The 14238-nt window shown below is 58.2% G+C and carries 15 protein-coding genes; 6 read left to right on the top strand and 9 right to left on the bottom strand.

Annotated features, from left to right (window positions below; genetic code table 11):
- The first annotated feature begins 887 nt into the window (after positions 1-887).
- Together praA and BX591_RS29900 are read left to right on the top strand one after the other, a co-directional pair.
- A complete protein-coding gene (praA, locus tag BX591_RS29905; protein ID WP_111934924.1) occupies positions 888-1370 on the top strand; it encodes an alkane oxidation protein activator PraA in 483 nt (160 codons plus the stop codon).
- Between the two features lie 580 nt (positions 1371-1950).
- Positions 1951-2154: a hypothetical protein gene (locus tag BX591_RS29900; RefSeq protein WP_111934923.1), complete on the top strand. Its 204-nt coding sequence runs from the start codon at positions 1951-1953 to the stop codon at positions 2152-2154.
- A gap of 609 nt (positions 2155-2763) precedes the next feature.
- On the opposite strand, the gene BX591_RS29895 is transcribed toward BX591_RS29900, so the two are convergent.
- From BX591_RS29895 to BX591_RS29880, 4 genes are all read right to left on the bottom strand, one after another.
- Positions 2764-4473, bottom strand: coding sequence for a hybrid sensor histidine kinase/response regulator (locus BX591_RS29895; RefSeq protein ID WP_111934922.1), 1710 nt, complete (start codon positions 4471-4473; stop codon positions 2764-2766).
- A gap of 399 nt (positions 4474-4872) precedes the next feature.
- Positions 4873-5436, bottom strand: a complete 564-nt coding sequence (locus tag BX591_RS29890) for an Hsp20/alpha crystallin family protein (RefSeq protein ID WP_111934985.1) — start codon at positions 5434-5436, stop codon at positions 4873-4875.
- Positions 5437-5834: 398 nt separating this feature from the next.
- Positions 5835-6242 carry an Hsp20/alpha crystallin family protein gene (locus BX591_RS29885; RefSeq protein WP_111934921.1) on the bottom strand — a complete coding sequence of 136 codons (408 nt, stop codon included), beginning with the start codon at positions 6240-6242 and terminating at the stop codon, positions 5835-5837.
- Positions 6243-6266: 24 nt separating this feature from the next.
- Positions 6267-6719: an Hsp20/alpha crystallin family protein gene (locus BX591_RS29880; RefSeq protein ID WP_111934920.1), complete on the bottom strand. Its 453-nt coding sequence runs from the start codon at positions 6717-6719 to the stop codon at positions 6267-6269.
- A 242-nt stretch (positions 6720-6961) separates the two neighbouring features.
- Here BX591_RS29880 and BX591_RS29875 point away from each other — a divergent pair, with 242 nt between their 5' ends.
- Together BX591_RS29875 and BX591_RS29870 are read left to right on the top strand one after the other, a co-directional pair.
- On the top strand, positions 6962-7345 hold the full coding sequence (locus BX591_RS29875; protein WP_111934919.1) for a hypothetical protein: 384 nt from the start codon (positions 6962-6964) through the stop codon (positions 7343-7345).
- A 406-nt stretch (positions 7346-7751) separates the two neighbouring features.
- Positions 7752-8147: a tautomerase family protein gene (locus BX591_RS29870; RefSeq protein ID WP_111934918.1), complete on the top strand. Its 396-nt coding sequence runs from the start codon at positions 7752-7754 to the stop codon at positions 8145-8147.
- A gap of 12 nt (positions 8148-8159) precedes the next feature.
- Here BX591_RS29870 and BX591_RS29865 read toward each other — a convergent pair whose 3' ends face one another.
- Positions 8160-9107 (bottom strand): GlxA family transcriptional regulator, encoded by a 948-nt coding sequence (locus BX591_RS29865; RefSeq protein WP_111934917.1) that lies wholly within the window; start codon positions 9105-9107, stop codon positions 8160-8162.
- A gap of 180 nt (positions 9108-9287) precedes the next feature.
- On the opposite strand from BX591_RS29865, the gene BX591_RS29860 reads away from it, so the two are divergent.
- Together BX591_RS29860 and BX591_RS29855 are read left to right on the top strand one after the other, a co-directional pair.
- Positions 9288-10100 carry an SDR family NAD(P)-dependent oxidoreductase gene (locus BX591_RS29860; protein ID WP_111934916.1) on the top strand — a complete coding sequence of 271 codons (813 nt, stop codon included), beginning with the start codon at positions 9288-9290 and terminating at the stop codon, positions 10098-10100.
- 195 nt (positions 10101-10295) lie between these two features.
- Complete coding sequence (locus BX591_RS29855; RefSeq protein WP_111934915.1) at positions 10296-10736, top strand: tautomerase family protein; 441 nt, start codon at positions 10296-10298, stop codon at positions 10734-10736.
- 117 nt (positions 10737-10853) lie between these two features.
- Here BX591_RS29855 and BX591_RS29850 read toward each other — a convergent pair whose 3' ends face one another.
- The 4 genes from BX591_RS29850 to BX591_RS29835 all read right to left on the bottom strand — a co-directional run bounded on the left by BX591_RS29850 (position 10854) and on the right by BX591_RS29835 (position 13932).
- A complete protein-coding gene (locus BX591_RS29850) occupies positions 10854-11234 on the bottom strand; it encodes a LysR substrate-binding domain-containing protein (protein ID WP_244147166.1) in 381 nt (126 codons plus the stop codon).
- A gap of 180 nt (positions 11235-11414) precedes the next feature.
- Entirely contained in the window at positions 11415-12545 is a 1131-nt protein-coding gene (locus BX591_RS29845; RefSeq protein WP_111934914.1) for a TIR domain-containing protein, read from the bottom strand.
- Positions 12546-12574: 29 nt separating this feature from the next.
- Positions 12575-13435: a DUF4231 domain-containing protein gene (locus tag BX591_RS29840; RefSeq protein WP_167444642.1), complete on the bottom strand. Its 861-nt coding sequence runs from the start codon at positions 13433-13435 to the stop codon at positions 12575-12577.
- 2 nt (positions 13436-13437) lie between these two features.
- Positions 13438-13932: a TIR domain-containing protein gene (locus BX591_RS29835; protein ID WP_111934912.1), complete on the bottom strand. Its 495-nt coding sequence runs from the start codon at positions 13930-13932 to the stop codon at positions 13438-13440.
- Positions 13933-14238 lie beyond the last annotated feature (306 nt).

The raw sequence follows: 14238 nt of genomic DNA, 5'->3' as shown, positions 1-14238 counted from the left end.
CGGCAGGTTTTCTCGCGTTCCGGAATGACATAGTGCGCGTTTCCCCATTAACGGCCGATTGCCGACGTATTGAATCGGACCACGGCGTTTTTCTCAATCGGTTGGCCTGACGGCGAGAATACGCTAAATGCATCGGCCTGAAACTATTAAACGCCGCCGAACCCGGATCGGCGATTCATTCGACCGTTTAAAAACCTCCGCAAAGCGACATAAATACGAGGATCGGCCGAAACCATCGGTTTGGATCAAAAGTTCTATATACACGGCGCGCCGTCCAGACTACTGTTTGCCCACATAATTATTTGAAACATCCGGCCAATGACTGCGGTGCACTGCAGCATCCCAACCCAACGAGGAGTGCGATGGCACAGGCATCCCGCGAGACACCACGCCGATTGAGAAAATCAGCCTGATTTTAAATGCGGCGCGCATATTCCGACTGAATAGATCGCCGGCCAATTGAGCCGGATGGTGCCAGGCGAGGCATTTTAATGTCGCGACCTATTACGTCCGTATCAAACCAGCATACCTATGCTGGACGATTATCGTGCGCGCCGAATTGAAAATACCGACGGAGACAAAGCAATGGGATTTTTGACACAAGCGCGTGACGCCTTACCGGCCGTCATTATCTGCGCCTCCGTGCAATAGCAACCCACGTAGCAATCGAAACAGTAATCGCATGAGGTTCGGCTTTCCTGAAGACACCACACCAAGGCGATCAGGATGACGAACGACGCCGACGGCGGCAGGCATGACGATGCGTGTTAGCCGAGCGGATCGCAGTAGACAGGTGCTTCACACGGCCAGGCGGCAGAGCCACGCACACTTCCGCCGGCTGCCCAACTCCAGCAATTTCCTTAGCCTTTTTTCTGGGAAGGTCAATCATGAAGCTGATCAAAACTTTCGCATGCAGCAGCGCCATCGCTATCGCATTCGCCGCCGTCGCCCCGATCGCCGCAGCAGCGACGATCGGACCGGCGGGCGCCTCCTTCAGTGCGCCGGGCACGATCAACGTCAGCACGCCGATCGCGCCTAACGTCAGCTGCGGCATCACGCTCAGCGGCGTGGTGAGCACCGATGGCACGTATGCACAGATCAACTCGGTTGCGATCACGGGCGGTGGCCTGTGCGGCGTGCCGCAGATCATCGGACTGCCGTGGAAGCTCGTGGCCAGCAGCACGACGACCGGCAGCGTGGCGAACGTCGGCTTCAGCGTGCTCGGCGCGAACTGCGGTCCTTCCACGATCAATGGCGCATGGAACAACGCGACCAATACGCTGAGCGCGAGCAACCAGCCGCTGTCCGGCAACTGCAAGGTGAATAGTCTGTCGGTCAGTCCGAATCCGGCATTCACGGTTTCGCCGTAACCGAGCTGTCGAGCTGTCGAGCTTCGCTGCAAAAAAGCGGCGAAGCTCGAGCAACGGCCGGCGATCCGTCAACTCGCCAGGCAGCCGGATCTGTTGCCCGAGTCGCTATGTGGCGCGCGCTGGAAAGCACAAAAATGGACCCCTTATTCACGCAGCCTGATTACCCCCCGTCAGATGCCGTTTTTCGATTGGTGGTGCTGCGCTGCCTGCGCACACACGTGAGGTCGTTTGGCCAAACCTGAATTATCTGGAATCCGTAATGATTCTCGTGGCCACGAGAAAAGCTCGTGCATGCAGCCGTATTTCTATCCAAAGACCTTCCATTTTCTTACCAGATCTATCGCGATCGCTTACTTGCCGGAAAGGAAAATGTTTCATATGATTCCAGCGTCTGATGAATCGGGGCCGCACGGGCTGCGATTCGAGTGCTGTGCCGCAGTGATGTCCCGCCTGAATGGGCCGGCAAGGGTGGCAAGCAACGCTTGGTTAAAGTAATGGGTGTTACGGGTCGGTAAGCGCAGAAGGTCGTCATGCGGGCCGCCAACATGTTCTCCCTTGTTTGATCTCACTGGAGGTGTGCGTGAATATCGGTTCCCTTGCAAGCTCCGCAGTCGCAGCATCCAATCAATGGACGTCGTCGAACCAGCGGGCGCTGTCGTCGAATTCGAATTTCGTGCAGACGGTGGACCGGATTGCCGGCGACGTGATCCACGTTGCTGCGGCCGTTGCCGCGGTCGCACCTGTGGTGGGTTTGATCGGCGGGATTATCAACGTGTTTGTCTGACGGCCAATCGGCCACGCGCTGCCTGGTATTGCCGGCACCCGCTGCCGGCCCGGAGCCGGCCCGCGTTATTCGCCCCCTCGCTGTGAGCCGGTTGCGTCAATCGCGTCAGACAAGCGCATAGGTGCTCAGGAGCGAGACCGCCAACGTCAGGGCGGCGGTCGCCGCGCCGCAAAGGCGCAAGACGCGCCCAGTAGAAATGCGCCCAAAGCAACGGTCCGCAGCGAGAGCAAAAGAAATACGGCCCCCGTGCCGACAGAAACCCACGCAACGAACGCCAACGTCTGCCGATGCACGAGCCTACGTCGGATCAGATGCTGCACTGACCTGCACCGTCCCAGGACTCGTGCAAACCGGCGTTTCATGCAGGGTTCGCGAATGCCGGGAGGCGTGACGCTGTCGGGAGGAGTGGCCATGACGCTATCAGACGCTCTGGTTGGAAAGGCGCGAACGGATCGACGGGCCGGGTGACGTGACCGGACAATGAAAATCGTGAAGATAAATGACGCGACGCAAGTGTCGTACCCGCACGGCGAGTCGAGTGGCGACCTGTTGCCGGGGGGGCGGTTTCGGAGAGACGGGCTGGACCTGACGAAAACCTTGCGCGGCGGATCAGACAAGGCCCAGAGGCTTGCCTTCGGCACGGTTCGATAGAAGCTGCTGCAACTTTTCCAACGAGAGCGGCTTGGTCAGGTGGAAGTCGAACCCGGCAGCCAATGCCCGCGACTTATCGGACTCCGCGGCGTAGCCCGTGAGCGCCAGCAGCATGATGTCATTCAGCCTGCTGTCGGCTCTGACGGCACGCGCAACATCGAAGCCGTCCATATCGGGCATGCCCACGTCGACGATAGCGACCTCGGGCAGCGTCTCCTGCATCAACTGGATTGCTTCACGTCCGCTACCGCAGAGGGTCACCTGATGCCCTTCGAGTTCCAGCAGCATGCCTAGCGACTGCAACGCGTCCGCGTTGTCGTCGACAAGCAGCACACGCACCGGCGCCAGACTGATGGTCTGGGGTGCCTTGAGCGTTGCCGATGGGGCGTCGGAAGAACGCAAGATCGGCAGACGCAAGGTAACTGTGGTGCCTGTCCCGTTGCCCTCGCTTTGAAGTGAGATGGTGCCACCGTGAAGCTCGACCATCCGCTTTGCGACGGCGAGGCCGATACCCAATCCACCCTCGGCGCGCGCGTTGCCGCGTGCGGACTGGGCGAAAAGTTCGAACACATGCGGCTGAACCGCACTGTCGATACCAATGCCGTTGTCGCTGACATCGATAACGACCACACCGTGCTGCTGCGGGTCCCCGTTTTCGGCGGCAATTTGCACTGCCAGGTCGATCGTTCCGCCGATGGGGGTGTACTTTGCGGCATTGGACAACAGATTGCCCAGCACCTGGCTGAGCCTGACATGGTCGGCCCGGACCAGTACCGGTGTCTCGAGGCCGGTCAATCGGAGTGCATGCCGCCGCGATTGAATATGATGTTTCACCGCCGTCACGGCATCGAACGCGATCTCGTTGAGCGACGTATCGGTGTGCCGGATGGCGAGCTTGCCGTGCCTCAACCTCGCCGCGTCGAGGAGGTCGTCCACCAGCGTTCGCAAATGCCGCATCTGCCGCTGGGCAATCGTCAGGACGTCGACTGCCCGTTCGTTGTCCGGGCACAGTTGCCGGGCGGCGCCGATTGCGCTGTCGATCGGGGCCATCGGATTGCGCAGTTCATGCCCCAGCATGGCGATGAACTCGCTATGTCTGCGTTCGCTCTCTTCGCTGGTTTCCCGTGCATCCACCGTGGTCAGCGCCGCGCCGGCGGAGACGGCCAGGTCGGTCAGAAGACGAACGTCTTCCAGATCGAATTGACGCGTGGAGGCATGCGACATCACCCATATCGCGCCAACGAAACCCGTGTCGGTTGGGATCGGGACGACGAGTCCTTCCGCGATGTCCACCCCGGGAAACCGCAAGCTCGGGAATTGGCCCTGGGGCCGCACGAATAGTTGCGAAGCGCCGGATTCGAGCACCAGCCGGCAGGGGCAGTCCGCCCAGGCCGTTGTCCGGCCCTCCAGCCCGGCACAAAGCCCGGCGACCGCGAGCCAGCGAAACTGCCTTTGCGAACCCAATCCTTCCATAAGACTAATACCCGAGCTGCCGGCATCGCAAAGCATCAACGCGGCGTCTGCGATCTCCTGCAAAAGTCGCGCGCGCGGTTTCGACTGCGCGCGGGCGAGCCGCAACAGCGCGCCGTTTTCGGCGGCATAGTCTGCTGGTCTCGCAGGGCGTCTGGACAGTTCTTCGGTCTGCGCGAATTTGCGATTGCTCGCCATGGCCTTGGGCGCGTAAAAAAGCAGTGAGATTGAATTGCTGCCCCGCCGCGACGGGTGAATAGCCGTGTCGGCGCGCGGAAAACTTGCTCCTGCAGCGTGGCGCTAGTCGAGCAAGAGCCGGGGGAGGCGGGCGGTCTGGAGTATAGAGAATTGTACGAGGCTTTGTCCCGGCTGTCCGCAAGGACATGAGCACGCGAGTGACGAGGCCGAGCCGATCGGTTCGACGCCGAAATGGCTCACCTGCCGACTGTTACCGCTGCCGGGCATCGCTTCGGCCAATGGCATCACCATAAGCCGCCCCCGGCAACGCTCGGTGACATGAGCGCACCACCCCGGGCTACTCCCGTCGATTCAATTCGCAATCAACAATTCGCCAGGTCGCCAGGTCGCCAGCCGACGTTAGCCAATATCGATCGTGCGGCTCGCGGATCGCTGCTGCTCCTGTTTCGGCACCGTCAACGTCAGGACGCCCTTGTCGAACTTTGCGAGAGCGTGGTCGGGATCGGCATTTTCCGGCATCGGGATCGTGCGCGTGAAGGCTCCATACGCGCGCTCGAGCCGATAGCAACCGTCCTCCTCGCTGTGCACGTCCTGCTTCTTTTCGCCACGCAACACCAACGCTCCGTCCTCGGCGCTCACGGTCAAGTCCTCCCGTTCCATGCCGGGTAGTTCGACGGTCACACGAAGTATCTTTCCCTCGTCGACAACGTCGATGCGCGGCTGGAAGCGCGATGAACTGAAGTCGCCAAACCATCGTTCAAACGCGCCGCGCGCGGCGAACGGATCATGAAAGAAATCTTCCATCGCACGCCACGGATCACGGGGAAAAAGTCGCGAAATGTCGGGCCACGGACCACGTGACGGGTCGCTGTCGGTCGGGCGTTGCTCATTGTCCGCTTCGGCCTTGCGTCCTGAACCACGGAGAAATTTGAAAGGGTTCCACTTTTTCAGGTCGGTGTTCATCGTATGCTCCTCGATGGTCTGGCAGGAGAACCGGATGTGCATCATTGCGTTCACGCTGCCACGTTTCTGCCGACGCCCCTCGACTCAGCGTCTGCCGTCAGACTGATGGCATGCTGCGGGGCGTCGCGCTGCGTCTATCGCGCGGCTGTGACGCGGCAGATGCCGGTCGGCAAGCAGGCGGCCATCGCGCCCGCTCGTGACCACGCCGGAATATCCCCTGGCAGCGAGGGCCGGGCCGCTTGCGAACTGCCCCACCGGCAAGGCCCACGTGCTGAGCGTTTATCCGCATCACCCTTCCTCCCTGATAACGCTCTGCATCCACGCCTCCGCGAACGGGCGATGGCGACCGCGCGGCCGCCACCGGTTGTTGCCCTGTCGTCGTTGCGGCTCTGCCGGGCTCAGTTCGTCTGCACCTCGATCCGCCGCGGGCGTGCTTCGTCGCGGCGCGGAATGGTCAGCTTCAGCACGCCGTCCTGCAGGTTTGCGTCGATTTTCGATGTGTCGAAGTCCGGGCTCAGCGAGAACGCGCGCGCGAAATGCGGTTCCCGGATTTCGGCGTGCCGCAGCCGCAGACCGGGGGGCGTCGGCACAACTGCTTCGGCCTCGATATAAAGATTGCCGTCGTGGACCTTCACGTCGAGTTTGTCCTTGGTGACGCCTGGCAGGTCCGCCCACAGCGTGATGCCCTGGCTGTCCTCGAAAACGTCGACGGCGGGTGCGAGCGTCGTCCGCCGTGCCGGCTGCTCACCCTCGCGCCGTGCTACCGCTTTCTGGTCGCGCTCAGCGACCTGTGTCCTATCGTTCATGGTTTGCTCCTTGAATGGCTGGCATCACTGGACGGCAATGGCTCGCGGCTTCGACGCTTCACGCTTGCCCACGCTGATCGACAGGCAACCGCCGGTGTAGCGCGCCTGCACCTTGTCGGGGTCCGCATTCTGCGGCAGCTCGATCACGCGCCGGAAACTGCCGCTGAACCGCTCCTGTGCATAGGTGCGGGTGTCGTCCCGGGCGATGTCATCGCTGCTTGTCTGGGCGGCCTTGCGCTCACCGCTGATGGTCAGCAGGCCCTTGTCGATCGACACGTCGAGTTCGGCCAGCTTGAGACCGGGCGCGAACGCGACGATTTCGATGGAGTCGTCGGTCATACCGATGTTCACTTGCGGAAAGGCCCCGAAGCGGCCCGAGCGGATGCTGGACGGAAAGCCGCCGAACAGGCTGTCCATTTGCCGCTGCAGACGGTCAAACTCACTGAACAGATCGGTTCCGGAAAAGAGATCACTCATCGTATCCTCCGTGGATGCAGCGAGGAGGCGAACGGGCCTACGCGCTCCAGTTCGCCTGCCAGGCCGCTGGCAAACAAATCGAAACACGCAGCGCACCGGATGTGACCGGTGCATCTGCCTGAGCGAAAATAAAGATAGAACCTACGGTGAAAATTTCAAGAGGCGGTGGCGAAATTCCGGTCTTGAAAATCGCCTGCCAGAACCTATTATCGCGGTGCATTGCAACGGAACCGGAGGACACCATGGAATTCGATTCGGACTGGCTCACGCTTGGCAGACACCGCGTGCGGCTACGCTCGGCTAGAGGCTTTCCGACGGAATTGATGCGTAGCGTGGCGCAGGTCGTGCAACTCGCGATCGACAACAACATGAGCGCCCGCGCGCGGCTGGTCGAGATCGTCTTCCAGCACGAACAGACCTACGATATCGCCGTCGGCACGACACTGACCGAAGACCGCGTTTGTGCGCCGCAACTGGAAGCGGCGATTGCGGTCGTGCTCGGCCTGCCGCCGGATCAGGTGAACATCATCGTGACGACAGTAAGCCAGGAGGAAGTCGACCTGCACTTCGGCGTGTATGAGCGCATGCTGGCCGAAAAACTGGGCGTGGTGCCGCCCATCCAGTAAGCCGCGGGCGATCAGGCCTGGCCGTATGAGCAGCTTCCCTGAAACAGGTCAGAGGCTACACGCCGAATCATCGCGAAACAGGAGAGCAAGATGAAGATCTCGTTGGTGACGCGCATGGCGCTTACCGCGCCAAAGCCCGCAAAGCGATGCATAGGAACGGGAAGGCTGGCTGACGGGCGTGCCGTGAACCGCCGCTGACCCAAAGCAGCCAGCCTCTGGCAACACAGGGCCCGGCTCTACGTCAGCAACGGCGGGGCCGGTTTCAAATCTCGGCGATTGCACCGTCGGCAAAGTTGATTCTCAGCGGGTAACGCGATCCTCCGCGTGTCTGGAAACCTTGCGCATCTGACATTGGAAAAGCCCGGCGCCGGGTGAAGAATTGGGGCTTTTAAGGAGTGCAACGACCATGCCCTACCTGCAACTGGACGTCAACGACCACTATTCAGTGGAAGACAAGCGGCGCCTCGCGCTGAAGATGAGCGAGACCTACGCGCGGATGATGTCGGTCGACATCAGGCGTATCAGCGTCGCGATTCGAGAATTGGGAGAGGGCGGTGTCTGGCGGATTCCCGAAGCCGGCGAAGCGCCCATCCCGGTCGCGGTCATGATGCTGGACATCAGAAAAGGCAGGGCGCCCGAGCTGCGTATGGACGTGGCCAAAGCGCTGTGCGAGCACTGCGTCGAGATTCTCGGCCTGCGTGAAGACCGCCTCAACGTCGAATTCACCCAGCATTCCGGGGATGAGATGTATCACCCGGCGTTGGGCGGTTATAGCCCGGAATGGACGCCGGGCGAGCAGTAAGGCGAACTGCGCTTAAAGTGCAAGGGGCATGACACCCGACGCCCTCTGAATGGTTTGCGGTGGCTGACCGAATGCACGCAGGAACGCTTGACGCATCCGCTCCCGGTCACCAAAGCCTGTCTCTCGCGCGACGATCTCGATTGGGTGGCGAGTCGTCTCCATCATCAAACGAGCGGCTTCAACGCGAAGCCGTTCGACTGCCTTCGCGGGCGATTGACCCGTTTCCTCACGGAACACACGGCTGAACTGGCGCGGACTGAGCCGTGCCGCTTCGGCCAGCCGCTCGACCGACAAATCGCTCGCCAGATTTTCGTTCGCGAACGTGAGCGCCATCTGAACGCGGTCCGAGCGCGCGCCCATCTCCAGCAGCGCCGAAAACTGCGACTGGCCGCCACCGCGACGCTGATAAAGCACGAGCTTGCGCGCGACCCTACGCGAAGTGTCCAGGCCAAAGTCGTTTTCGACGATTGCAAGCGCGAGATCCACGCCGGCGCTCATGCCGGCCGACGTCCAGACCTGGCCATCCACGACGAAGATGCGATCTTCTTCGAGCTGTACGTCCGGATACTGCTTCTGGAAGTCGCGCGCGTGAAACCAGTGTGTCGTTGCCCGCTTTCCTTCCAGCAGACCTGCGGCAGCCAGAACAAACGCCCCCGTACAAATCGACGCAATTCGCCGTGATCGGCGCGGCGCTTGCCGAAGGTAATCCACCAGCGCAGCCGAAGGGAGGCGGCATTCGTTGTCGCCCGCCACGATCAGGGTGTCGTAGCCCGCTTTGGCAAGTGGTTCGCTATGAACCGAAAACCCCTGGGACGAAGCGATAGGTCCACCGTGCTCGGACACGATGCTGAATTCATAAGCTGCTTCGCCGCGCAGCAGATTGGCGTATTCGAACACGCTCGCCACTGCGAGCGCGAGCGACTGGAAGTTGGGATAGACGACGAGTCCGACGGTATGCATGGAGGCCTCACGAGCTGTGGCTTGATTCGTTGAAGCTAGCACAAAAAGGACACCTGCGCTGGCCACGTCATGTCATAAATCATTGCATATATGACATTGAGGTCGAGGGCGTCTGCGCTCAGAATTCGCTCCATGAACCGACGCCCGGTTGGTTCACCCCCCCCACTGCAAGGACTGAAAATGACTTCCTCTTCGAAAGGTTTCGCCCTGATCACCGGCGCATCGGCTGGTATTGGCGCCATCTACGCCGACCGTCTCGCCAAACGCGGCTTCGACCTCATTCTGGTGGCACGCAACCAGACCCGGCTGACCGCGCTCGCAGAGCGCCTCACGCAGGAGACGGGCCGCTCGATCGAAACAGTCGCTGCCGATCTCAGCGACAAGGCCGCGCTCGCAACAATCGAAACCCTGCTGCGCGAAGACCCGCGCATCACGATGCTGGTGAATAACGCGGGCGTTGGCTCGGTTGCATCGGTTCTCGACGGTGACATCGACTCCATGGAGTCGATGATCAACCTGAACATCACGGCACTGACGCGTCTCACGTACGCGGTTGCGCCTGCGTTCGTCGCCAGGGGCTCGGGCACGATCATCAACATCAGCTCGGTGGTCGGTATTGCAGTCGAGTTGCTGAACGGTGTCTACAGCGCCTCGAAATCGTACGTGCTGAGCTTCGGCCATGCGCTTCAGCGCGACCTCGCAGGCAAGGGCGTGCGCGTGCAAACCGTGCTGCCGGCAGCAACGGCCACCGAGTTCTGGGACGTAGCCGGCTATGCGAAGCAAAAGGAAGCCGCGAGCACGATGACAGCGGACGATCTGGTGGACGCCGCGCTCGTCGGCCTCGATCAGGGCGAACTCGTGACCATCCCGACGCTGCAGGATGGCGACGACTGGACGAAGTGGGAAGCCGACCGTCGCGCGCTCGCTCCCCGGTTCGCCAATGCCACGGCTGCGTCACGCTACACGTCGAAAAACGTCGCGACCGCCCGGTAAGCCTGCCGATCGTTATTGCGAAGGAGATCGATCGTCAACGTGATTGGCAATGCAGCAGCGGTTGTTGTAGTGTCGGCACGGAGAGGGAACTCGATCGATCGAAGGCGCACGCGATGCTCCTACGAATGGCGGGATGAACGCACCTCGATATTTGCAAATCCGCAACGTAGGGTGCATTGGCGACAGGAGGGCAGCATGCCAACTTATACCGTGACGGCGGCGGCCGGGCGGCTTACCGGTTCGCAGAAGCAGGAGATCGCGCGAGCCATCACGCGCTCACATAGCGAGGCGACCGGCGCGCAAGGTTTCTTCGCGCAGGTGATTTTTCAGGCCATTCCGCCTGGCGATCACTTTCTCGGCGGAGCACCGCTCGCGTCGGATCAGTTATTCGTCCAGGGACAGATCCGCGCCGGCAGAAGCGCGCATCAGAAGAGGGGGCTACTCGACGCTATCGTGACGCTTGTCGCAAACGCGACGGGCGCTGAAAGGCGCTCGATCTGGGTGTATCTCTCTGAGCTACCGCCGTCCCATATGGTCGAGTACGGCCAGGTTTTGCCCGAACCTGGAGCCGAATCGGAATGGCTCGATTCAATGCCGGAACCCGATCGCGAATTCCTGCTCGGTCTTGGGAAATAGTTATTATCCCGTCACCATCGGGAAGCATTGACGTTTAGACGTTTCAAGGCCGCAGTGCCTTGCGGCGAGCGTTCGCATGTCGACAGGAGTGACACGCATCCCTGAGATGCCGCGGCATCATCCAGCGCGTGTCACGTCGATGCTTTTGCCAAACTCGTCCAGCAAGAAATTGATAAAGGCGCGGGCCGCCGTCCGGGTCGCGCGACCGAGGGGGAAATAGGCATGCACCTGAGTGCCGACCATCGACCAGCCGGTAAGGATCGGCACGAGCGATCCTTCCTCGAGTTCCCGCCGGCAGGCCCAGTACCCTATCGAAGTTATACCCAGGCCAGCCTTCGCGGCGGCGACCGCGCCCTCGTTGTCGCTGAACGAAATATTCGGTTCTAACGGCACATGGCTGGTTATCCCGTCATGCGTGAACGTCCAGGCGCTGCTGACAGTGGCCGCGGGGCCATAGACAATCCGGTGACCGACGAGCGCGTCCGGTGACCGATGCATCACAAGACGATTTTGGAAGTGAATACGCGATCATTCGCTCTTATACGAAGGGAATGTTTGGCCTCGCAGTCGGCGTCAAAGCTTATATCGTCGCATCACGAAGGCGTTACGGACGCCGACTTTGAAGCAATCCACGACCGAAGATTGGCTCCGTTTTTTGGAAAGTAAATATTGGCAACATTATTTCGATGTGCTTTTATAAACACCTTGCCTCAATACTCCTTTGGGCCGACGATTTGACGCAAAGATCATTGCTTTCTCACTAAGCCGATGAATTATATCGGGAAGTTTGTGTGCGATATAATGCATTTCTTCGCTTTCCCGTGAACCTAGTACTTCAAAAATCGGAGTGTGCATCGAAAATTCAATTATTGATAGAATCTCATCTCGAGAGTCTTCAATGCTTCGTCTACTTCCGTTTCTTAAGCTTCTATAAAATTCAATTCCGGCCTCGTAAAGCCAAGGCAACTCTTCGCGAAAGAGTGAAATTGTAATAAACCACGCCGATGCAGGTCCATATTTCGTTTTATCAAAGGCAGGGTGATAAATTAGATCTTCGAGCGTCGATGGACTGAATCGTCGCAATCGCCGCGGAAGTCCTTTCCTATTGAATGATTGAACACGTTCATCTACACGGGCTGGTAATTCCCGAAACATTGCTTTTACTTCTTCAAACAACTTTGCGACGTTCGTTTCGTCCGTCGCGGGCTGTACGTCTGGTCCGGCACCAGGCGATCTCTTCTCCGCCGTTTTCTTCAGGAACGCACCGACTTGAAGGCGTACGGCTTGCTCTCTCGGCGAGGCATCGGGATTCCGCCCTAAGAGTTGCATCAATAGGGTTGTAAGCGAATCCTCGTCGTCACCGCAATTCTGAAATTGACCGAAGGGACCCGTACTTACCCTCTCCAGCGGTACTCCCAGCGCTACGCCAAAGACGTTCGTGCCCAAGCGACCCTTAGCGACTCCAGCCTCGTAGAGAATCCATGGACGATCTAGGCTGCGTTGAGTTAGTAATGCGACGACGTCGGTTGCTTCGTTCAAGCGGGACATGATCGCGTTATACCATTCAGTTCCGAATTCAATTCCCGTGCTGCCCTTTTTATCGGAAGATCTGAACGATTTTAGGGTGCCGCCACTGACGTCAACAAGGAGATTCGCGAACGCCTCCGCAAGGTCTGCATCACGACTGTCATGGCTGATGAAAACAAGGGGTTTTTGCGCTGAAAGAACTGGCAAATCTTCATTTTCGAGCAATGAGTTAGCTGGGGTGGCCAGCGTCCTTTTTTTCGCAGGTGTCCGTTTGGTCGCCATTATGTATTATCAAATAATTTAGGGGGCAATCAGTCGTCTTTCCGAGCGACCCATTGAGTATGTTCCCGCGAAAACGCGTTCTCTGAGTCACCAACAAAAATTGAAAATGCCCTCTCCGCAGTTATGCGGGAAAGTTGCTCTTTAATGAAACCTATTTCATAGGCTGTTAATGCGTACGATGCGGCAAGTTCTTGAAAGCGCTTTGCCTGTATCCAAGAAATCCCCGCAGCTGCGCAAGTCACCAAGATATCAGTCGGCCAATACTCGAGATCAGGGAATTTTATCTTTAGCAATGAGCTAAAAAGCGCCGCTGCATTTAGGCAGCAAAGACCGATGAAGTATCGTTTTGCTTTGGTTTTGTTGGATTTTGCTTTCTTCGCATACCAGACCTGCTGTTCAGTTACACGTCCCTCTCTGTAAACTTTAATTCTTTCCGCAAGACTTTCCCCCCGGATACGAAGCATCGTGGAGGTAATTTGGGCATCGCTCGAAAAATGCGTCAAATTTTTGGCAAAACTTCTATTTTGCTCAAAAATGTTCCTCAGTCTGACTATAAACGTTTGTTCAAACCCTTCGTTTTGATCAAATGGCTCTGCTCTAGTCAAAAAGCGCCACGTGATAGTTCGTACAGATTCCGCTACTGCACGCCCGTTATACCAACTTCGCTCAGGGCGCGCGGTCGCTAAATAGATTGCCGAGACTAAACTGCCTATTAGAATAACGGCCTGGCCGATCGACCACCAACCGGAATGGGCGTCAAAAGTAGATGCCACGGAAGCTAGGATTAGACATAGGATATTGAAGGCCAAAGCACCGAAGAAGCGCCTTTGAGCATCCCTTGACTCCCTGTCAGCCGATCTAAATAAAGCGGGAAAATCTTCGTCTTCCAAGGTTATATCCCGAGATTAGTATAAACTTCGTCTTTGTAAAAGTAGTCGCTACCGTTTTTATATGAACCGAAGTTGTCGCAAAATTTATCTAAGCCATGTTTTATTATTTTCATTTTAAATGCCACGTGTACGGCCGGCATGCCTTTCAGAATTGGCGGACATAGGGCGGAGTCCATTGCTCGAGAATTATTAAGATTAACTGCAACGATGGGGATACCCAGCTCTTTGCAGACTTCGATTTCCCATCTAACGTATCGATATAGATTTTTAGTCTTTTCCCCGATCAAAACAATTGCTTGCTTTGTGTTGGCCAGTCTTGCCTTTAGCTTTCGTTTAACTGTTGATTCAGAATCGGTATCATTGATTTCATTTGTGCCGTGCGCATCATGGAAATCAAAGTCGATTTTGTCATTGCTTTTCCATCCGAGCATGTAGGCATAGGCCCACATGTCGTTGTCTCCGTCGAAGATGACGTAGGTCTTGTTCCTATAGCCCATGTTAGCCCCCGTTACAGCGCGTCTTGGATCAATGGTTCAGACTACCGGATTACGATAGCAGAAAAGGGGGGGGGGTAACGCCAATCAGCAGGACGGTCAATGCGAAAAACTTCCTGCCATCAAGACGATGTCACCCAGGAGTACCTACGTCCGCTTGGGGGCCCGTTGGGAAGAGAAAGCCCCTTAAAAACCTCCAACTTTTTGTTTTCACTGAACCGCCCCGGGAATCGTGGAGGCTGGTTGGTTTAAGTTAATGCGGGTTCGGCGACCGGTGTTTCAAGTTGCCGATAGTAGTTTGCCTCAGCT

It is taken from the genome of Paraburkholderia bryophila (assembly GCF_003269035.1).
Classification (GTDB): domain Bacteria; phylum Pseudomonadota; class Gammaproteobacteria; order Burkholderiales; family Burkholderiaceae; genus Paraburkholderia; species Paraburkholderia bryophila.
The sequence above is the reverse complement of the archived record's forward strand: the minus strand, read 5'-3'. Positions and strand labels throughout refer to the sequence as shown.